This window comes from Blattabacterium cuenoti (assembly GCF_014251335.1).
In the GTDB taxonomy this organism is placed as follows: Bacteria; Bacteroidota; Bacteroidia; order Flavobacteriales; family Blattabacteriaceae; genus Blattabacterium; species Blattabacterium cuenoti_G.
Genome location: NZ_CP059186.1, coordinates 193,538 through 215,205 on the forward strand (window position 1 = coordinate 193,538; position 21,668 = coordinate 215,205).

The window sequence follows — 21,668 nt, forward strand, 5'->3', positions numbered from 1 at the left end:
TTATTTTATTTGATTGGACCAAGAACGAGTTGTTTTAATCGCTCTTTTCCAACCTTGAATTCTTTCTAATCTACTAGGCATTCCTTTTGGTTCGAAAACTTGTTCTAATTGCCATTTATCTTGAATATCTTCAAGACTACTCCAATAATTTACAGCTAATCCAGCTAAATAAGCCGCTCCAGCAGCTGTAAGCTCAGAAATTTTAGATTTTACAACTTTTACATTCAAAATATCAGATTGAAACTGCATTAATAATTTATTCACCGTAGCTCCTCCATCTACACGGAGTTCTTTTATAGAAATACCAGAATCTGCTTCCATAGCTTTCAACACATCCATATTTTGAAAAGCAATACTTTCTAATGCCGCTCTAACAAGATGAGCAGAAGAAGTCCCCCTTGTTATGCCTACAATAATTCCTCTTGCTTTTTGATCCCAATAGGGAGCTCCTAAACCGGAAAAAGCGGGAACCATATATAAACCTTCCGTGTTATCTACAGAAGAAGCTAATATTTCCGCTTCATTGGAAGATAAAAGGAGCCCCAGGCCATCTCTCAGCCATTGAACAACCGCTCCTGCTATAAAAACACTTCCTTCCAATGCATATTGAACTTTATTTTTTATTTTCCAAGCTACAGTAGTAATTAAATTGTTTTGGGAAAAAACAGGATTATCTCCTACATTCATTAACATAAAACATCCTGTTCCATAAGTATTTTTTACCATACCAATTTTAGTACACATTTGCCCAAAAAGAGCGGCTTGTTGGTCTCCTGCAATCCCAGATATAGGAATTTTATGTGATAAAATATGTCCTGTTGTATAACCAAAAATTTCACTAGATGATTTTACTTCTGGAAGCATAGAAATTGGAATGTTAAATAAATCTATTAACTCTTGATCCCAACTAAGTGTATGAATATTAAATAACATAGTACGAGAAGCATTAGTCACATCTGTTACATGAATTTCTTTACCGGTTAAATTCCATATTAACCATGAATCTATAGTTCCAAATGCTAAAGATCCAGAATGAGCTTTTTTCTTAGCTCCAGAAACATTTTCTAATATCCATCTAATTTTTGTAGCGGAAAAATAAGGATCTATAATTAAACCTGTTTTTTTTCGAATCATTTCGGTTAATCCTTCTTTTTTAAGAAGATCACAATATTTAAATGTACGTCTATCTTGCCATACTATAGCATTAAAAATAGGTTCTCCCGTTTTTTTATCCCACACAACAGTGGTTTCTCTTTGATTAGTAATTCCTATTGATACAATATTTTCTCCTTCTAAATTGGCCTTTAAAATAGCTTCTAAAGCCACAGAAGCTTGCGTTGACCATATTTCTTCTGCGTTGTGTTCTACCCATCCAGGATGAGGATAAATTTGTGTAAACTCTCGTTGAGCTACAGAAATAATATTTCCAATTTTATCAAAAATAATAGCTCTCGAACTGGTAGTTCCCTGATCTAATGATAGCACATATTTTTTCATAAACATATAATAACTTTTCTACTATTATTATCAAACTGCTGGATAATAGTATTGCATAGCTAACTTTTTGAACCCCGCTACTTGTGATTTTTCCCACTTTTCATCTCTAGAAAGTTCTTTAGCCATTAATGCAGCGACTCTGGGTGCTATATCTATTGCTTTTTTAGCATTTAAAAATAATAAACGGAACCTTCTTGCCAAAACATCTTCAATTGTTCTCGCCATTTCATAACGGACCATCCAAACTACTTCTGCTTCGGTATAATAATAATAAGAAGAATCTTTTGAAATTAATGAAACTCCTAGCAATGGATTTTTATCAATTAATGTTTTTATATGATATTCATCTTCTCCATATTTATTCCAATGATAATTCTGACTTTTATATGAAGAATAGGATCCATAAATTTTAAGATTCTTTGTAACAGAAGGCATTTTATTTAATTTTCCTATTTCAATCGCTTTATTTACAGTATCTTCAGCCATTTTTCTATATGTAGTCCATTTTCCACCTATAACACTAATTAATCCAGAAGAACTAATCATAAGTTTATGAGATCTAGAAATATCTTTAGTTTTAGTAGAATAAGAATTATTAGGAACAAAAAGAGGCCTTAATCCAGAAAATGCACTCAATATATCACTTTTTTTTGTATGAAGCACAAAATATCTATTAAAAGTTTGTAATATAAAATCGATTTCTTCCTCTAAAGGTTTTGGTTCAAGAACACTTTTTTCCAAAAAAGTATCTGTAGTTCCTACTAAAACATGATCATACCATGGAACACAAAATAAGACTCTCCCATCCGTAGTTTTTGGAATAACTATAGCATTTGAACTACTGAAAAAAGATTTATCTAATACAATATGTGTTCCTTGACTTGGCTTGATAAAAATAGGACATGCAGATTCATCCATTCTTGAAATAGAATCAGAAAAAACACCAGTAGCGTTTATAACTATTTTTGAATAAATAGAATATTTTTTTTGAGTTTCAAGATCACAAGCTACAACTCCAGAAATTTTATTTCCAACTTTTTTAAGTAAACTTTTAACTTGAAAATAATTTAACAATGTTCCACCTTTTTGAACACATGTCTGTGCTAAATTTATAGCTAAACGAGCATCATCAAATTGTCCATCATAATATACAATCCCTCCTTTTAATTCTTCGCTTCTAATTTCTGGAAAATTTCTAACTATTTCATATTTTGATAAAAATTTGGACTTACCAAAACTTAAAGAACCAGATAACCATTCATACAATTTTAAACCAGTCCAATACATAATTCCCATTTTCCAATTAAAAACTGGAATAATGAATTTTTGTTTTTTTACTAAATGAGGAGCATTTCTTAGTAAGAAACCTCTTTCTTGTAATGCTTCATAAACTAATCTTATATTTCCTTGAGCTAAATATCGTATTCCTCCATGAACTAATTTCGTACTTCGACTAGAAGTAGCTTTAGAAAAATCAGACTGTTCTAATAAAAGAGTTTTATATCCTCTTGAGGAAGAATCTAAAGCTATTCCTAATCCTGTAGCTCCTCCCCCAATAATAACAACATCCCAAATATTTACATTTTCTAAAATGTTCAAAAACCTATCTCTATTTAAAAAACCTTTCATCATTTTTCACTCATATCAAATTCCAAACGGAATATCTATCCTATTGGGATTTTTAAAATATTAAATGAACAAAATTAAAAATATTTTCAATAAAAGAAAATTATAATTAAAATTATACACTATTTTCTTTATTAATTATTTTAGATATAAAATCTTTTACAATTTTTTTTCCTGAATGAGCATGAATTTTTTTCATAATTTTATTCATATCATGAAATTGTTTCAGAAAAAGATCTATATGACTTAAAGTTATCCCAGATCCTTCAGATATTCTCTTTTTTCTTTTTACATTAGTAAGAATTTTAGGGTAATTTCTTTCATAAGGAGTCATAGAATGAATAATAGCTTCTATTTTTTTAAAAGAATCTTTTTGATTTCCATAGAAAGAAAAATATTTATCGATTCCAGGAATCATTGAAATAATATTTTTTATATTTCCTATTTTTTTAATTTTTTGAATTTGTTCTAATAAATCATTAAAATTAAAACGATTTTTTGAAATTTTTTGATAAATTTTTTGAGTTCTTTTTTCATCAAATTGTTCTTGTACTTTTTCGACCAAAGAAACGATATCTCCCATTCCCAATATTCTATTAGCTATTCTATCTGGATGAAAAACTTCTAAATCTTCTATTTTTTCTCCATTACTAATAAATTTTATAGGTTTTTTCACTATACTGGACATGGTTATAGCAACACCACCTCTACTATCTCCATCTAATTTCGTTATGACAATCCCATCAAAATTCAATATTTTTGAAAAAGATTGAGCCGTATTTATAGCATCTTGTCCTGTCATGGCATCAACAACAAATAAAACTTCATTTGGTTTAGAATGTTGATTTATTGTTTTAATTTCTTTCATCATGATTTCATCTATCGCTAATCTACCAGCTGTATCGATAATAATTACATTTCTCTTTTTTTTAGAAGCATAAAGAATAGATTGATCCACAATTTCTATAACATTTTTACTTTCTATTAAAGAAAAAACAGGAATATTGGCTTTCTCAGAAATCAATTTCAATTGATTTATAGCTGCAGGACGATGAATATCTGCAGCAACTAGCAAAGGATATTTATTTTTCTTTTTTAAGAAAAAAGCAAGTTTAGAGGAAAAAGAAGTTTTTCCACTTCCCTGTAATCCACAAATTAAGATAATAGCAGGATTCTTAGAAAGATTCATTTCTATATTTGTTTTCCCCATAAGAGAAACTAATTCATCATATACTATTTTTGTAATTAATTGTTTAGGATTTAAAGAAGTGAGTACTTTTTTTCCAATAGATTTTTCTTGAATTTTATGAACAAAACTTTTAACTATTTTATAATTAACGTCTGCATCAACAAGTGCTCGCCCGATTTCTTTTAAAGAAGACGCTATATTAATCTCTGTAATTGTATTCTCCCCCTTCAAAATATGAAGAGCTTTAGATAATTTATTTTGTAAATATTCAAACATAAGTATATATTCTTTTCTTTATTACTTACATATTACATACGATCAAGCATTTTAATGCCCAATAAATTCATACCAGATTTTAAAACATTTCCTGTTACATGAATAATATTCATGCGAATATTACTATGAATTACATTTAAAGGATCTATTATTTTTTTTTTTTGATAAAGATGATTAAAAGTTTTAGATACTTCATAAACATAATTTGCTATTAAAGAAGGATTTAAATCTATTGCTGATTTTTTTAATACCAATGGATATTTTTTAAGAATTTTTATCATGTTTTTTTCATCTACATCAAATTTTATATTTGACCAATAATAATTAAGTAATGAACATAAATTAAAAAAATTTCGTTCCAAAGAACGTATTCTGGAATAAGTATATTGAATATATGTTCCTGTTTTTCCTTTAAAATCTATAGATTTTTCAGGATAAAAAATTATTTTTTTCTTTGGATCTATTTTAAGAAAATGATATTTTAAAGCCCCTAATCCTATTATTTCAGCAGATTGTTCGTGTTCTTTTATAAATTTTTTCAAAAAATTTTTTTTTGCAATAGAATACATTTCTAAAATAATACTATCAGCATCTATAACATTTCCTTCTCTAGATTTCATCCTACCACTTGGTAAATATACCATTTCATAAGATAAATGTAATAATTTATTTACCCATATATATCCTAAACGTTTTAATACATTAAAAAGAACTTGAAAATGATAATCTTGTTCTTTTCCTACGATGTATATGATTTGGTCTATATTGTATTTTTTAAAACGTTCTACAGCTGTTCCAATATCCTGAGTGATATATACGGAAGTTTGATCAGATCGTAATAAAAGTTTTTGATCAAAACCTTCTTCGATTAAATCAATCCAAATGGATCTATCTTTTTTTTGGAAAAAAATTCCTTTTTTAAGACCTTTTTTTACAATTTCTTTTCCAATTTCATAAATATCACTTTCATATTCTATTTTATCAAAAGTAATTCCCAATTTTTTATAAGTTTCTTCAAAGCCATTATAAACCCATTGATTCATTTTTTTCCAAGTATTTCGAATAATAGGATCTCCTGATTCCCATTTCTTTAATAATTCTCTAGCTTGATTCATAATTGAATGTTGAATAGGTATATAATTTTTTTTAGATAATTCTTGAGTTTCTTTACGATAAATTTTATCAAATAAACTATAATATTTACCTACAAAATGATCTCCTTTTATTTTTACACTATCAGGAGTCTCTCCTTTTCCAAATTTTTTCCAAGCTATCATAGATTTGCATATATGTATCCCTCTATCATTAATAATTTGAATTTTTATTATTTTATGTCCAACCATTTTTAATATTTCAGCTATGGATGCTCCAATAAGACTATTTCTAATATGCCCTAAATGAAGCGGTTTATTAGTATTAGGAGAAGAATATTCTATCATGATTCTTTTAGAAGAATATTTCAAATCATAAAAATTTGTATTTAACATTTCTTTCAGAAGATAAATATAATAATCATTTTCGAAAATAAAGTTTAAAAAACCTTTAATAATAGAAAACTGAATCAGTCCTTTTAACTTATTTTTCACATAATTTCCTATATCTTTTCCTATTTTTTCTACGGGTTTTTTCAATTTTTTGGATAAAGGAAATAAAATCACAGTAACATCCCCTGTATATTCTTTTTTAGTATGTTGAAAATCCAATTCAGGACAAGATTTTAATTTATATAAAAAAAATATAGATTCTATAACTATTTCTTCTATAGACTGAAAACGATCATTCATAAATGACATAGAATGATTTTTTTACAAATATCTTTTTAATCGAACTCTCCATCCAAAAGGATCTTCAGATATATTATGTTGTATATCTAATAATCTTTTCTTTAAATAAAGAGATATTCTTTTTTCTTCTACAAGATCCGGTAAACAAAAATCATTTTCTTTATAGCTAATCATTTTAAAATAATTTATAACTGCTGCAGTTCCACATCCAAAAGCTTCTTTCAATTCACCTGTTTTAAATCCTTCTATAATTTCTGAAACGCTTAAATTTCGTTCTTCTACTAGGAATCCTTCTTCTTTCGCTAAAGAAAGAATACTTTTACAGGTAATCCCACTTAATATATTGTCATTGGCTTTTGGAGTGATAAGTTTATTATTTAAATAAAAAAAAACATTCATAGTGCCGGATTCTTCTATCATTGTATGAGTCGAAGAATCCGTCCACAGTATTTGGTCAAAACCTTTTTCATTGGCTAATCTAGTCGGATAAAAAGAAGAAGCATAATTACCAGCAGCTTTAGTAAATCCTACTCCTCCTGATGCAGAACGGCTATATTTTTCTTCTATTTTAATTTTTAAAGGATACTTGTAATAAGTATCTGCAGGAGTAGATATAATCATAAACATATAATCTGTAGAAGGTTTAGCTGATAAAACTCCATTTGTCGCAATTAAAAAAGGACGAATATATAAAGATTGCCCATAATTTTTTGGAATCCAATCCCTGTCCATATCTATTAATTTTTTTAATCCATTCATAAAAATATTTTCCGGTATAATCGGCATTTCCAAACGAGCAGCAGATCTATTTATTCTTTTCAAATTTTCTTCTGGACGAAATAAGAAAACTTCTTCATTTTTATCTTTGTAAGCTTTCATTCCTTCAAAAACAGCTTGACCATAATGAAAAACAAGAGATATAGGAGAAAACATTATTTTTCCAAAAGGCTTAATAATAGAATTTTTCCATTTCCCATTCTTGAATTCAGAACAGAACATATGATCCGAATACTGATTTCCAAAAACAATATTATTGAAATCCATTTTTTCAATCCTAGAATGTAAAGTTTTTTCTATTTTCATAAAATTAAAAAACATTATTAAAACTAATATAATAATAAACAAATATTATATTTAAAAAAAAATTATTACAATAAAAGACTGAATTATCTAACTATCATGCATCATATTTAATACTTTTTCTACTATATTTTCAACGGAAGGTTTTGAAAAATAATCACCATCTGATCCATAAGGTGGACGATGTTCTTGAGCTGTAATTGTAACCGGTGGACTATCTAAGTAATAATATCCATTTTGTTCTTCTAATATCTTTTGTAGAATATAAGCAGAAGCTCCTCCCGGAACATCTTCATCTATAATCAATAGTCTATTGGTTTTTTGTAAACTTTTAACAATATCCTTTTGTAAATCAAAGGGCAATAAAGACTGAATATCAATTATTTCAGAATCTATATTATTAATCTTATATAATTCGTCTGCTGCTTCATTGACAATTTTCCAGGTAGAACCGTAAGTAACCATAGTGATATCTTTTCCTTTTCTTGTTCTTTCTACTATTCCAATAGGCGTTCTAAATAAACCTAAATTTTTAGGTATTTTTTCTTTGATTCTGTATCCATTAAGACATTCAACAACTAAAGCAGGATCATCTCCAGATAATAAAGTGTTGTAAAATCCAGCCGCTTTTACCATATTTCTTGGAACAAGAACCAAAATACCTCTCAAATAATTAATAATTCCTCCCATTGGAGAACCGGAATGCCATATTCCTTCCAAACGATGTCCTCTAGTTCTAATAATAACAGGAGCTTTTTGTCCTCCTTTTGTTCTATATTGTAAACAAGCAAGATCATCACTCATAATTTGTAAAGCATATAGAATATAGTCTATATATTGAATTTCAACTATAGGACGAAGCCCTCGCATTGCAAGACCTATCCCTTGACCAAGGATAGTAGATTCACGTATTCCTGTATCGAAAACACGAATTTTTCCATATTTTTTTTGCAATCCTTCCAATCCTTGGTTAACATCTCCTATCTTTCCTACATCTTCTCCAAAAATTAAAAGATCAGGATGTAATTTCAACAATTTATCAAAATTTTCTCTTAATACAATTCTTCCATCTACTTCATAATTATTATTATACACAGGAAAAACTTCTGTTATTCTTACACAAGCTTTTTCAGAAATACTATATAAATGTGAAGAATAGTTTTCTTGTTCTTCAAGATATTTTTTTTTAATCCATTTTTTCAGACAGTCTTTTGGATAAGATTTAATTTCTGATAAAAGATATAATACTTTTCTAGCAATGCTAAATATTGGTTTTTTAGTAGGATAATTTTGTGTTACATCATTTAATTCTTTAATATATTTTTTTATATATTTTTGAACCCATTTTTTTTCCGTATAACTATCTTGTATTTTATATAAAATATTTATAACTTCATTCTGAATTTTAAGAATAGGTTTTCTAAATGCTTTCCAAGCTTTCTCTTTCTCATTTTTAACATATTCTTTAGCTTCTATATCTATTTGATCTAAATGACTAACATTAGCTATTATACGATAATCTTCTTGATTCGTTTCAAATCTAAAATTTAGAATCCAATCTCTAAATTTTTTGATTCCGTCATGATTCATTTCCCATTCTAAACGTTCTTTGGATTTATATCTTTCGTGTGAAGAAGAAGTAGAATGCCCTTGAGGTTGGGTTAAATTCATAACATGTATAATCACAGGAACATGTTCATTACGAGCGATTTTATCTGCTTTAATATATGTTTTTGTAAGATCTATATAATTATATCCATTTACACGAATAATTTCTATTCCTTTTTCTTTTTTATTTCTATGAAATCCAGATAAAATATCACTAATATTTTGTTTCGAAAATTGATATTTATTAGGAACAGATATTCCATATTCATCATCCCAAATGGAAATAATAATCGGAATCTGCAATACTGAAGCCGCATTCAATGTTTCCCAAAATAATCCTTCAGAAATACTAGCATTTCCAATAGTTCCAAAAGCGACCTCATTTCCATTATTAGAAAATATATTATGTGTTTTTTTTAAATTTTTTAATTCTTTATAAATCTTAGAAGCTTGAGCTAATCCTAATAATCTAGGCATTTGAGCTGCAGTAGAAGAAATATCCGCACTAGAATTTTTTTGTTTAATTAGATTTTTCCAATTTCCATCTTCATTCAAAAAACGTGTTCCAAAATGAGCCGTCATCATTCTTCCAGACGAAACAGGTTCTGCTTCTAAATCTGAATGGGCGTATAATTGCGAAAAAAAATTTTTTACAGTTAAAACTCCAATAGCCATCATAAATGTTTGATCTCGATAATATCCAGATCGATAATCTCCATTTTTAAAAACTTTTGCCATAGTTAATTGAGGAATTTCTTTCCCATCTCCAAATATCCCAAATTTAGCTCTTCCATTTAAAACCTCTTTACGACCTAAAATACTAGTTTCACGACTAATTCGTGCTAATCTGTAATCATTTAAAACCATTTCTTTAAATGAATCAAAATCAAAATAGATTTCCTCATCATCACTATATTTTTTATTATTCTTATAATTCATAGAATTATCATTTTTTATATGAAAATACAGGAATTTTCATTTATGAATTTCTTTATTTAATTTTAAATGTTTTTCAATGAAATAGAAATTATGATTCATCATATGTATGGAAAAATCACTCTTTCTATTATAAAACCGGATGCGGTACAAAAAGGATATATTATACCTATTTTATCTCAAATAGTTCACGCTGGATTTCATATTATAGCGCTAAAAATGACGAAAATTTCACAAAAATCAGCTACCAAATTTTATGCAGAACATAAAAAAAAGTTATTTTTCAAATCTTTAGTAAAGTTTATGTCTTCTGGACCGATTGTATCTCTAATATTAGAAAAAAAAAATGCTGTGAAAGATTTTAGAATTTTAATAGGCGATACAAATCCAATACATGCGAAAAAAGGAACTATACGAAATTTATATGCTACCTCTTTAGAAAAAAACGCAATACATGGATCTGATAGTAATCAAAATGCATTTAAAGAATGTTTGTTTTATTTTTCTAGTAGAGAAATTTTTTATAAAGAAGATTTGTAATTAATAAATTTTTAATCGGTATGAAAAAAAATTTTCTAATAGCTATTTCTTCCATTTTTATTTTAATATCTGTAACTGTATTATGGATAGCTAATACATACAATCACTTAGTAAGACTTAACGAAAATATTAAAACACAATGGGGGCAAGTCGAAAATGTTTATCAACGTAGAGCTGACTTAATTCCAAATTTGGTAAATACAGTAAAAGGATCTGCAAATTTTGAAAAAAATACATTAAATCAAATTATAGAAGCTAGATCAAAAGCTACTTCTAGCTCCATAAATAGAAATGATTTGAATCAAAATCAAATAAATAAATTTCAACAAGTACAAGATCAATTAAATAATTCTATCAATAGATTCCTCTTGATTGTGGAAAATTATCCTAATCTTAGGTCAACGGAAAACTTTTATGAATTACAAAATCAATTAGAAGGAACAGAAAACCGTATAAATGTAGAAAGAAATCGTTTTAATGAGAAAGTAAATAATTTCAATACTTATAGAAATCAATTTCCAAAAATTATAATTGCGAACTTTTTTTATAAATTTCAGGAAAAAGGATATTTTCAATCTCAAATAGGATCTAAAAAGTCTCCAATTATAAATTTTTCCGATAATTAGATTATCATTTTATTCATGCTATGCTATGCATGATCCCATGCATGCATAATATAAAGAGCAATTTAAATTAAAAAATTATGAAAACAAATATTCAATATATTTTAATTGTTTTAATTTATTTTTGTTCAAATTTAGTAAAAGGACAATTTTATATTCCTGAAGCTCCAAAAAAAATATATCCTGTACAAGATTATGCAGGAGTTTTTTCAAAAAAAAAAATAGAAAAATTAAATCAAAAACTAATTTCATATTCTAAAATTACATCAACAGAGATTTTAGTTATCATTATTCGTGATCTTAATGGAGAAGATCCAAATTTATTAGCTTCTAAATGGGGAGAAAAGTGGGGAATCGGAAAAATTAATAAAAATAATGGCATAATTATATTATTATCTATTCATGATAGGAAAATTTCGATCCAAAATGGATATGGTATAGAGCCCTATATTACCGATTTCTTAACTATGAAGATTATCAAAAGAATAAAACCTATATTGAAAAATAATCTTTATTATCAAGCTATAGATTATAGTACTCAAGAGATATTTAAAATATTAAAAAATAAATATCAAAAAAAACAAAATCATAAAATTTTTTCTATATGGAATTTATTAACTAAAATTAGTATTTTTTTGATTCTATTTTTTTTATTTTTCTTGACAAGAAAAACAGGAAGTTCATTATTAAATACGTTATTTTTAACGAATTTTTTATTCAGAAATAAAAATTCTTCTCATGATCATGATGATGATTTTGATGGATTTGGAGGAGGAGGAAATTTCGGAGGAGGAGGGAGCAGCAGTAGCTGGTAAATTTTATCTATTTTTTTTTAAAGATTTTAAATATTTCTTGAGTCTATTAATTTGATTTAATGTATCTTTTTCTTTTTTTATTTCTTTCAAAAGTAAATCTTTTGGAACAGAAGTCACATATTTATTATTATATAAATTTTTTCTAATTATAGACAATAAATTATAAAAATATTGAATTTTATTTTCAATTTTAACAATATTCATATGATTAAAAGAAAATTTTTCCTGATCTAAAGATAAAAAAAACTGATCTGTATCTAATAAAAAAGAAAAAAATGGAACATTTTCAGGTTCTTTTGATACAGGCACTATTTTAGCTAAGTTCGCTAACTTTAATATAATGGGATCATATTCTTTTTCTTTTTCTTTTTTTCTTATAGAAAATAAAACAAGACTTTTTTTATGAGAAATATGATTTTGATTTCTAATATTGCGTATTTTAGATATGATTCCAGTGGCTTTTTCGAAAGATACTAAAACATCATAATCATAAATTTTTTTCTCAGGCCAAGAAGAAATAATTAGAGCCTCTTTTAGTTCTCTTTTTCTAATAAGATTCCAAATTTCTTCTGATATGAAAGGCATATATGGATGCAATAATTTCAGTATATTTTCAAAAAACTTAACAACATTTAAATACACCATTTCTGGTATACATTTACTTCCAGAAATAGGTTTGATAATTTCAAGAAAACTAGAACAAAAATCATACCAAATAAATTTATATAAAATCATTAATGATTCATCCAATCTATACTCTTGGAAAGATTTTTCAAAAATATCCAAAACATAATAAAAACGATTTTTTAACCACTTAATAGCAAGTAAAGAAGAATCAGAAACATATTTATTTTTTGTTACTTTCCAACTTTGAATTAGGCGAAAAGCATTCCATATTTTATTAGAAAAATTTCTTCCTTGTAAACATATTTTTTCTTCAAAATGAAAATCTTTTCCTACACTATTCTTAAGCATTAATCCCATACGAACAGAATCCGCTCCATATTTATTGATTAAATCTATAGGATTCGGAGAATTATTTAATGATTTTGATATTTTATTATTTTCATAATCTCTAACAATGCCAGTGAAATAAACCCTTTTAAAAGGTTTATGATTTTTTAATAAAAAACCAGATATAATCATACGTGCAACCCAAAAAAATAATATATCTGACCCTGTCACTATTTCTTCAGTAGGGTAATAATAAACAATTTCATGATTATGAGGATGATAAATTCCATCAAACACAGATAAAGGTAACAACCAAGAAGAAAACCAAGTATCTAAAACATCCGGATCTTGCCATATATCATGATGACTTAAGTATGGGTTTTTACTTTTAAATCTTGCTTTTTCTAATGCTTTATCTAAATTTTCTGCAACTACAAAATCATTAATTTTTTTACCATAATAATAAACAGGAAGACGATGCCCCCACCATAATTGTCTAGATATATTCCAATCACGAATTTGACTCATCCATTTAAAATAAGTTTTATGAAATTTTTTGGGATAAAATTTAATATCTCCATTTTTTACAGCTTCTATAGCAGGAATAGATATCTTTTGCATTTTTAAAAACCACTGAAGAGATAGTCTTTGTTCAACTACTGATAAAGTACGTTCCGAAAAACCTATTTTATGATTAAATTTTTCTATATTTTTTAGAACTTCCAACTTATTAAGTTCTTCTATGATTTTTTCTCTCACTTCAAAACGATCCATCCCTTGATAATGAAGTCCTTTTTCATTTAAAGTTGCATTTTTATTAAAAATTTCTATGATTTCTAATTTATGTCTATCTGCTATATTTTTATCATGTATATCATGAGCCGGGGTAATTTTTAAACATCCAGTACCAAAACTGGGATCTACATATGAATCTTGTATAATTGGAATATATCTATTTACTATTGGTATTTTAGCGTATTTTCCTTTCAAATGATCATAACGGATATCGTTTGGATGACAACAAATTGCAGTATCACCAAATATAGTTTCAGGACGAGTTGTCGCTACAGTTACATAATTATTTTCTCCTTTTATTCTATATTTTAAATAATAAAGTTTTCCAATATGTTCTTTATAAAAAACTTCTTCATCAGAAAGTGTAGTTTGAGCCTCCGGATCCCAATTAACGACATGATAACCTCTGTATATGTATCCTTTATTATATAAATCTATAAAAACTTTTGTTACAGATTGAGATAATTTTGGACTCATCGTAAATTGAGTACGATTCCAATCACATGAACATCCAAATTTCTTAAGTTGATCAAAAATAATGTTTTTATGCTTATTAGACCATTCCATTACATGATACAAGAATTTTTCTCTTCCTAAAAAAATCTTAGATAACCCTTTTTTTTTTAAGTTATGAACAACTTTTGCTTCTGTCGCAATAGAGGCATGATCTACTCCCGGAATCCAACAAGCATTATATCCTTTCATTCTGAAATGTCTAATTAAAACATCCTGTATAGTATTATTCAGCATATGTCCTATGTGAAGAATTCCAGTTACATTTGGAGGAGGCATTACTATAGCATAAGGAATTCTATCATCTGGATAAGATGAAAAGTGATTTCCTTTCATCCAATAATGATATCTTTTTTTCTCTACGGATTTGTGATCATATTTAATCGGAATATCCATAAATTTAAAATATAAAAAAAATTGAAATAATCATGAAAATAGTTATAATTGCTGCTGTTTCAAAAAATGGATTTATAGGAAAAAATAATCAATTAATGTGGCATTTACCTAATGATTTAAAACGTTTTAAAAACTTAACTACGGGAGAAACAGTTCTTATGGGAAGAAAAACTTTCGAATCTATTGGAAAGATACTTCCGGAAAGAAAAAATATTATACTAACAAAAAATAAAATAAACTTTTTATATTTAAAAAATCAAAAAAATATTAGATTTATTTCTTCTATAAAACAGGTAGAAAATTTTACATATAAAAAAATATTTGTTATAGGAGGAGAAAAAACATATGACTCCATAATTGAAAAAGCACATACTATAGAATTAACACTTGTTCATAAAAAATTTCATGGAGATGCCAAATTTCCAAAAATAGATAAAAAAAAATGGAAAAAAATATATGAATTTATTTATGAAAAAGATAATAATCATTTATTCAACTACAGCTTTATTAGATTTGAAAGAAAAAATAATTTATTCTCTTCTATCTAATTCTTTTTTTATTCGTGCCGCAAGTTCATAACATTCATTGACTACCGCATGATTTAATAAAGCATTCAAATCTTTTTCTGTCATATTTTCTAAATCCTGTTGACTTTTTTCTTTAAAAAAAAGAAGACCACTATTTTCCATTTCCGTTTCAGATGTATCTGTATCATTTTCTTTATCAATAGGGAACCCATTTTCAAAATAAATTCCCGCTTTATCAAAAATTTCTCTTGTTGTATAAATAGGAGCTTGAAATCGTACGGCTAAAGCAACAGCATCTGATGTTTTTGATTCTATTTTATATTCTTTTTTCTCTATTTTCTTTCCTTCTTCTTCTACGTAGTCTCCTTCCAATAAAATATAAGAAAAAAATATTCCATTCAATAATTTATATATAACTACCGCTTTTAATTTAATATGAAATACTTTGGCGAAAGAAAGAAATAAGTCATGTGTGAAAGATCTAGATGGGTCTCTTTTTCCTAAAGCGGAAGCAATAGACTGAGCTTGTAAACTCTCTATAATAATCGGAAGTTTTATTCTTCCAGATTCTTCTTCAAGCAATAAAACATATATACCAGATTGTATTTGACTTAAGGATATTCCCCGTATAGCTAATCTAATAAGTTGATCCATAGGAATATATAAATATAAATTATAATAAATCTAAACATTTTTCCCTCACCCAAATATACTAAATTTGGAAGGTTCTTTTTATCATTTATTGTTCTACTAATAATATAATGAAATTCTTAGTTATATGTAATAATTTTTTTTATATATTTAATAATAATATTTAAAATTTTTATTATGAATACTTCTTTTAGATTTTTGATCCCAACAATTTTCATAGCGTTAGGATTTATTATTTCCTGTAATGATGATATAACTTCTACAGGAGAAGAAGAATCTGGCGTGAATAATAATACATCTGTCCCTGATCCTCCTTCCACCATTGCTTCAACACAACCCTCCTCAGAAACTCCTTCCACAGATTCCACTTCTAATAATACTGAAAACCCTGATAATAATGAATCTTTCAATCTAGATGGTATAGATCCAGAAGATTTATCTAAAAAAATCAAAGAAGCAGAAGAAAAAATAGAAAAATTAGAACTAGAAAATACGAAACATTATGATGAATATTATCAAATGGTAGAAGTTCAAAAAGAAATTTTGGAAGAAATCAAAAGAAAAAAAATGATAATGAGATCTAAACCCGTAGGTTCAGAAGAACAAGTACAAGCTCAAAAAGCTTTTGAAGATGAAAAAAAATATGGAAAAGAAAAATTAAAAGTACTTAAAGATAAAAATATACTTTTGAATAAATTGTCAAGAACAATAACAGAAGCAAGAAATGAAAAAGAAGATTTAGAAAAAAAACAAGAATACTTCTTTAAAAAGCAAAAAGAAAATAAAAATTAAATTCATTGATTTCTTAATTAACGGAAAAGAAAGGATGATCTTTCTTTTCCGTTGTTTTTTTATTTTTATATTTAAAAAAATTGACATATTCTATCTATATTAATAATGTATGATTATGAAAGAAAAGAGTTTTCGTGAAGTTATAGCAGAAGCTATGAGTGAAGAAATGAGAAGAGATGATACTGTTTACCTCATGGGAGAAGAAGTGGCCCAATATAATGGAGCTTACAAAGCATCTAAAGGAATGCTAGAAGAATTTGGTCCTAAAAGAGTTATTGATACTCCTATATCGGAATTAGGATTTTCTGGAATTGGAGTCGGCTCTGCTATGAATGGATGTAGGCCTATTATTGAGTTCATGACTTTTAATTTTTCTTTAGTTGCTATGGATCAAATTATTAATAATGCTGCAAAAATACGTTATATGAGTGGAGGACAATGGAATATTCCCATTGTTTTTAGAGGTCCTACTGGTTCTGCTGGACAATTAGGAGCGACACATTCTCAATCTTTTGAAAGTTGGTATGCAAGTTGTCCTGGATTAAAAGTAGTAATTCCATGTAATCCTTATGATGCAAAAGGTCTTTTAAAATCTGCAATCAGAGATAACAATCCAGTAATTTTTATGGAATCTGAACAAATGTATGGAGATAAAATGATGATTCCAGATGAAGAATATATTCTTCCTATTGGAAAAGCAGATGTAAAAAAAGAAGGAACTGACATTAGTTTAGTATCTTTTGGAAAGATTATGAAATTAGCTTTAAATGTGGCATTTAAATTAGATAAAGAAAACATTAGTGTAGAGGTGATAGATATTCGTAGTATACGTCCATTAGATTATGATTCCATTTTATTTTCAGTACAAAAAACTAATCGTTTAGTAATTTTGGAAGAATCATGGCCTTTTTCATCTATCGCTTCTGAAATTTCATATTTTATACAAAAAAAAGCATTTGATTATCTTGATGCTCCTGTTAATAAAATATCTTTATTAGATACTCCTGCTCCTTATGCTTCGAATTTAGTAAATACCTGGTATCCTAATGAAGAAAAAATAATCAATGCTATAAAAAAAACTCTTTATATCCAATAAATCAATAAACAGCTTGAACAATTTTGTAAATATTTTCTGGTCTATCCATAGTATAATAGTGAATTACTTCTACACCAGAATTTTTTAGCTCCTTAGATTGATGAATCGCCCATTCAATTCCAATATGGAATACATTTTTTTTATCTTTAGCTTTTTCCACTTCTTTTACTAATTCATGAGGAATATTTAAATAAAAACGAGATGGTAAGCCGTTTAATTGTTTTTTAGAAGAAATAGGTTTAATACCAGGTATAATAGGAACGGAAATTCCTTCTGATCTACATTTTTTTACAAAAGTAAAAAATTTTTTATTATCAAAAAACATTTGAGTCACAATATAATCAGCTCCTGCTTCTACTTTTTTTTTCAAAAAAAATAAATCACTTTCTATGTTTGGAGCTTCTAAATGTTTTTCTGGGTATCCTGCCACTCCAATACAAAAATCAAATAATGTAGATTTTTTTTTCTCAACAAAAGTTTTATCAATATATTTTCCAAGATTCAAATCTTGAACTTGTTTCACGAGTTCAATTGCATATTCGTGCCCATCTTTTTGTGCAAAAAAACTTTTCTCAGATTTTAGAGGATCTCCTCTAAGCACCAAAACGTTATCTATTCCCAAGAAATTTAGATCTATTAAAGCATTTTCTGTCATTTGTTTACTAAATCCTCCACAAATTAGATGAGGGACGGCGTCTACTCCATATTTATTCATAATCGCAGCACAAATACCTACGGTTCCTGGACGTCTTGAAATTTTTCTTCTCTGTAAAAGTCCATTATCTTTTTCTACATAAATGAATTCTTCACGATGATAAGTCACATCAATAAAAGGTGGACGAAATTCCATCAATGGATCTAAAGTAGAAAATATATCTTTAATATCACGTCCTCTTAATGGAGGTAATATTTCAAAAGAAAATAAACTTTTTTTTGCTTTAGCTATATGCTCAGTCACTTTCATAACGTAAAAATTATTATTTAATATGATCAAATTTTGTATAAGGAACTAAAACTTTAGGAATATTAATTCTATTTTCAGTTTGATTATTTTCTAATAAAGCAGCTATAATTCGTGGTAAAGCTAAAGCACTTCCATTAAGAGTATGGCACAATTCTATGTTTCCTGTAATATTCTTATATCTAAGATGTAATCTATTAGATTGAAAATTAGTACAATTTGATATTGAACTTACTTCTAGCCATTTTTTTTGTGCCATAGAATAAACTTCAAAATCATAAGTTATAGCAGAAGAAAATCCAAGATCTGGACCATTTAAACGAATAAGACGAAAGGGTAAATTTAAAGATTTTAAAATATTTTTTACATGTAAAATCATTTCATTCATAGAAAAAAAAGAAGAATCTGGTGTGGTTATTTGAATAATTTCTACTTTTTCAAACTGATGTAACCTATTTAACCCTCTAACTTTTGCTCCATAAGAACCAGCTTCCCTTCTAAAACAAGAAGTATAAGTAGTGGCTTTAATAGGAAGCTCTAAATCAGTAAGAATTCTATTTCTATAACAATTCATAATAGGAATCTCTCCAGTAGGGATCAAATAAAAGTTATCTTTTTCTATAAAATACATTTGATTCTCTTTATCCGGAATTTGTCCTGTAGCATATCCAGATTTTTCATTAATAATATAAGGCAAACTATATTCTTGATATGAAGCTTGTATGTTTTGATCTAAAAAATACTGTATTAAACTTCTTTGTAATTTAGCTCCTTTTCCCATATAAACTGTAAAACCGGAACCACATATTTTGGTTCCTAAATTTGAATCGAATAAACAAAATTTTTTCGATAATTCCCAATGAGGTAAAGGATTTAGAATGGAACAATGAATTTCTCCTTCTTGATAAATAATATCAGGAATTTCAGAATTTTTTTTAACTTTTTCATCAGGAATATTAGGAATTTTATTTAATTTACTTTCTAAAATTTTAGAAATTTTTTCCAATCGAATATGAATCTTTTTTCTTTCTTCTTTTAGAAAAATGGATTTCTCTTTTAAATATTTTATTTGAGAAATATCATTATATGAAATCAAAATTCGACCTATTTTTTTTGAAATTAAATTTTCTTTTTCCAATATTTTATTGAAAACATTTTGAGCTATTTTTTTTTTTTCGTCTAAAATTAATATTTCATCTATTAGATGTAATTTTTGAAAATTACGTTTTTCTAATCCCAATAAAATTTTTACTTTATTTTTTCGTATAAAAGAGGTTTGAAGCATATGATATGAAAAACTATAATCGTAATTTACCATACGTTTTTATCATAGACAAGATACAAATAATATTTTCTATATTTGCATTATGCAAATGCATAAATTTTTTTCAAAAAAAAAATTTGATCAATATTTCTTAAAAGATCAGAATATAGCCAAAAAAATCGTAAATCATCTTTCTTTTGAAAACTACAATACAGTAGTAGAAGTTGGCCCAGGATTAGGAATATTGACTCGATATTTGTTAACTAATCCATACAATCATGTTTTTTTGATAGAAATTGATGAAGAACTAATTTATTTTTTAAAAAAAAATTTTCCGATTTCTAAAAATCAAATTATTCATAGAGATTTTTTAAAATGGAACCCTGAAGAAATTAGATTACAAAATTTCGCAATTATTGGTAATTTTCCATATAAAATTTCTTCTCAAATATTATTTCATATATTAAGATATAATCAATATATTCCAGAATGCGTTGGCATGTTTCAAAAAGAAGTTGCAAAACGAATTACATCTCATCAGGGTAATAAAACTTATGGAATTTTATCAGTTTTAGTTCAAACATTTTATGATGTAAAATATCTTTTTACTGTAAAAGAAAAAGTATTTTTTCCTATACCCAATGTTCAGTCTGCAGTAATCTCTTTAAAAAGAAAAAATGATCCCATTTACTGTAATAAAAATATGTTGTTTCAATGTGTTAAAATTGCTTTTAATCAAAGAAGGAAAAAATTAAAAAATTCTTTACAATTATTCAACCATATTCCAAATTTTTACGAAATACCATTTTTAAACAAAAGAGCAGAAGAATTATCTGTAAAAGAATTTCTTCAATTAACAAAAGAAATAGAAATTAGGAAATGATCACTAAATTATTAGATGGAAATTTGTTAGCTAAAGAAATCAGAAATGAAATATCCAAGATTTTAGAAAAAGAAATGCTAAACAAAAATAAACGGGTTCCTCATCTTGGTATTATTTTAACAGGAAATAATAGTTCTAGCATAACATATGTTAATAACAAAATAAAAGAGTGCAAAAATATTGGAATTGAATATTCTTTAATACATTTACCTATAAATACTTTAGAAAAGAAATTATTAGAAGAAATAAAAAAAATGAACCAAAATCCATATATAGATGGTTTTATAGTACAGTTACCTTTAGAAAAGCATATGAATCAAGATAAAATAATTTTATCTATCAATCCTAAAAAAGATGTGGATGGATTTCATCCTGAAAATTTTGGAAAAATGGCTTTGGATATGAATGCTTTCTTTCCTGCTACAGCATTAGGAATATTAACTCTTTTAGAAAGATATAAAATAGAAATATCTGGAAAACATACTGTAATAATTGGTCGAAGTAGAATAGTGGGAAGACCAATTAGCATACTTATGAGTAGAAAAAGTAATCCTGGGAATGGGACGGTTACACTTACTCATAGTAAAACTAAAAGTATAGAATATTATACTAAACAAGCTGATATTATTATAGCAGCAGTAGGAATTCCAGGATTTCTTAAAGGAAAAATGATTAAAAAAGGAGCCATAGTTATAGATGTAGGGATACACAATTATGAAAAAAAAATATTAGGAGATGTTGATTTTTATAGTGTTTATGGAAAAGCTTCATACCTTACTCCTGTTCCAGGAGGAATAGGACCTATGACTCGTGTTATGTTACTTAAAAACACCTTAACTGCAGCGTTAAATAACAGATAGAG

The 21,668-nt window shown here is 26.8% G+C and carries 18 protein-coding genes; 8 read left to right on the top strand and 10 right to left on the bottom strand.

Annotated features, from left to right (window positions below):
* From glpK to H0H73_RS00930, 6 genes are all read right to left on the bottom strand, one after another.
* Positions 1-1,503 (bottom strand): glycerol kinase GlpK, encoded by a 1,503-nt coding sequence (gene glpK, locus H0H73_RS00905; RefSeq protein ID WP_185852303.1) that lies wholly within the window; start codon positions 1,501-1,503, stop codon positions 1-3.
* 24 nt (positions 1,504-1,527) lie between these two features.
* On the bottom strand, positions 1,528-3,129 hold the full coding sequence (locus H0H73_RS00910) for a glycerol-3-phosphate dehydrogenase/oxidase (RefSeq protein WP_185852304.1): 1,602 nt from the start codon (positions 3,127-3,129) through the stop codon (positions 1,528-1,530).
* A 109-nt stretch (positions 3,130-3,238) separates the two neighbouring features.
* Positions 3,239-4,588: a signal recognition particle protein gene (gene ffh, locus H0H73_RS00915; RefSeq protein ID WP_185852305.1), complete on the bottom strand. Its 1,350-nt coding sequence runs from the start codon at positions 4,586-4,588 to the stop codon at positions 3,239-3,241.
* Positions 4,589-4,620: 32 nt separating this feature from the next.
* The gene (gene argS / locus H0H73_RS00920; protein WP_185852484.1) at positions 4,621-6,372 is read right to left on the bottom strand and encodes an arginine--tRNA ligase; all 1,752 of its coding nucleotides are present in this window, start codon (positions 6,370-6,372) and stop codon (positions 4,621-4,623) included.
* 21 nt (positions 6,373-6,393) lie between these two features.
* The gene (locus H0H73_RS00925) at positions 6,394-7,455 is read right to left on the bottom strand and encodes a branched-chain amino acid aminotransferase (protein ID WP_185852306.1); all 1,062 of its coding nucleotides are present in this window, start codon (positions 7,453-7,455) and stop codon (positions 6,394-6,396) included.
* An 87-nt stretch (positions 7,456-7,542) separates the two neighbouring features.
* Positions 7,543-9,999, bottom strand: coding sequence for an alpha-ketoacid dehydrogenase subunit alpha/beta (locus H0H73_RS00930; RefSeq protein ID WP_185852307.1), 2,457 nt, complete (start codon positions 9,997-9,999; stop codon positions 7,543-7,545).
* 66 nt (positions 10,000-10,065) lie between these two features.
* On the opposite strand from H0H73_RS00930, the gene ndk reads away from it, so the two are divergent.
* From ndk to H0H73_RS00945, 3 genes are all read left to right on the top strand, one after another.
* The gene (gene ndk / locus H0H73_RS00935) at positions 10,066-10,536 is read left to right on the top strand and encodes a nucleoside-diphosphate kinase (RefSeq protein WP_238784364.1); all 471 of its coding nucleotides are present in this window, start codon (positions 10,066-10,068) and stop codon (positions 10,534-10,536) included.
* Positions 10,537-10,556: 20 nt separating this feature from the next.
* Positions 10,557-11,162: a LemA family protein gene (locus H0H73_RS00940; RefSeq protein WP_185852308.1), complete on the top strand. Its 606-nt coding sequence runs from the start codon at positions 10,557-10,559 to the stop codon at positions 11,160-11,162.
* A gap of 77 nt (positions 11,163-11,239) precedes the next feature.
* Positions 11,240-11,974, top strand: a complete 735-nt coding sequence (locus H0H73_RS00945) for a TPM domain-containing protein (RefSeq protein ID WP_185852309.1) — start codon at positions 11,240-11,242, stop codon at positions 11,972-11,974.
* Positions 11,975-11,977: 3 nt separating this feature from the next.
* Here H0H73_RS00945 and H0H73_RS00950 read toward each other — a convergent pair whose 3' ends face one another.
* On the bottom strand, positions 11,978-14,632 hold the full coding sequence (locus H0H73_RS00950) for a valine--tRNA ligase (RefSeq protein WP_185852310.1): 2,655 nt from the start codon (positions 14,630-14,632) through the stop codon (positions 11,978-11,980).
* A 32-nt stretch (positions 14,633-14,664) separates the two neighbouring features.
* Between H0H73_RS00950 and H0H73_RS00955 the strand changes: the two genes are divergently transcribed.
* Positions 14,665-15,180 carry a dihydrofolate reductase gene (locus tag H0H73_RS00955; protein ID WP_185852311.1) on the top strand — a complete coding sequence of 172 codons (516 nt, stop codon included), beginning with the start codon at positions 14,665-14,667 and terminating at the stop codon, positions 15,178-15,180.
* On the opposite strand, the gene H0H73_RS00960 is transcribed toward H0H73_RS00955, so the two are convergent.
* Positions 15,163-15,813: a bifunctional nuclease family protein gene (locus H0H73_RS00960; protein ID WP_185852312.1), complete on the bottom strand. Its 651-nt coding sequence runs from the start codon at positions 15,811-15,813 to the stop codon at positions 15,163-15,165. The genes H0H73_RS00955 and H0H73_RS00960 overlap by 18 nt on opposite strands.
* 174 nt (positions 15,814-15,987) lie before the next feature.
* Here H0H73_RS00960 and H0H73_RS00965 point away from each other — a divergent pair, with 174 nt between their 5' ends.
* Positions 15,988-16,602, top strand: coding sequence for a hypothetical protein (locus H0H73_RS00965; RefSeq protein WP_185852313.1), 615 nt, complete (start codon positions 15,988-15,990; stop codon positions 16,600-16,602).
* 115 nt (positions 16,603-16,717) lie between these two features.
* Positions 16,718-17,698 carry a pyruvate dehydrogenase complex E1 component subunit beta gene (locus H0H73_RS00970; protein ID WP_185852314.1) on the top strand — a complete coding sequence of 327 codons (981 nt, stop codon included), beginning with the start codon at positions 16,718-16,720 and terminating at the stop codon, positions 17,696-17,698.
* Position 17,699: 1 nt separating this feature from the next.
* Here the strand turns inward: H0H73_RS00970 and metF are convergent, their stop codons facing one another.
* Positions 17,700-18,662, bottom strand: a complete 963-nt coding sequence (gene metF / locus H0H73_RS00975) for a methylenetetrahydrofolate reductase [NAD(P)H] (protein WP_185852315.1) — start codon at positions 18,660-18,662, stop codon at positions 17,700-17,702.
* Between the two features lie 13 nt (positions 18,663-18,675).
* Complete coding sequence (gene serS, locus H0H73_RS00980) at positions 18,676-19,944, bottom strand: serine--tRNA ligase (protein ID WP_185852316.1); 1,269 nt, start codon at positions 19,942-19,944, stop codon at positions 18,676-18,678.
* Between the two features lie 82 nt (positions 19,945-20,026).
* On the opposite strand from serS, the gene rsmA reads away from it, so the two are divergent.
* Both rsmA and H0H73_RS00990 read left to right on the top strand, forming a co-directional pair.
* Positions 20,027-20,806, top strand: coding sequence for a 16S rRNA (adenine(1518)-N(6)/adenine(1519)-N(6))-dimethyltransferase RsmA (gene rsmA, locus H0H73_RS00985; protein WP_394798680.1), 780 nt, complete (start codon positions 20,027-20,029; stop codon positions 20,804-20,806).
* Entirely contained in the window at positions 20,806-21,666 is an 861-nt protein-coding gene (locus H0H73_RS00990) for a bifunctional 5,10-methylenetetrahydrofolate dehydrogenase/5,10-methenyltetrahydrofolate cyclohydrolase (RefSeq protein ID WP_185852487.1), read from the top strand. Before rsmA ends, H0H73_RS00990 begins: the two co-directional genes overlap by 1 nt.
* Positions 21,667-21,668 lie beyond the last annotated feature (2 nt).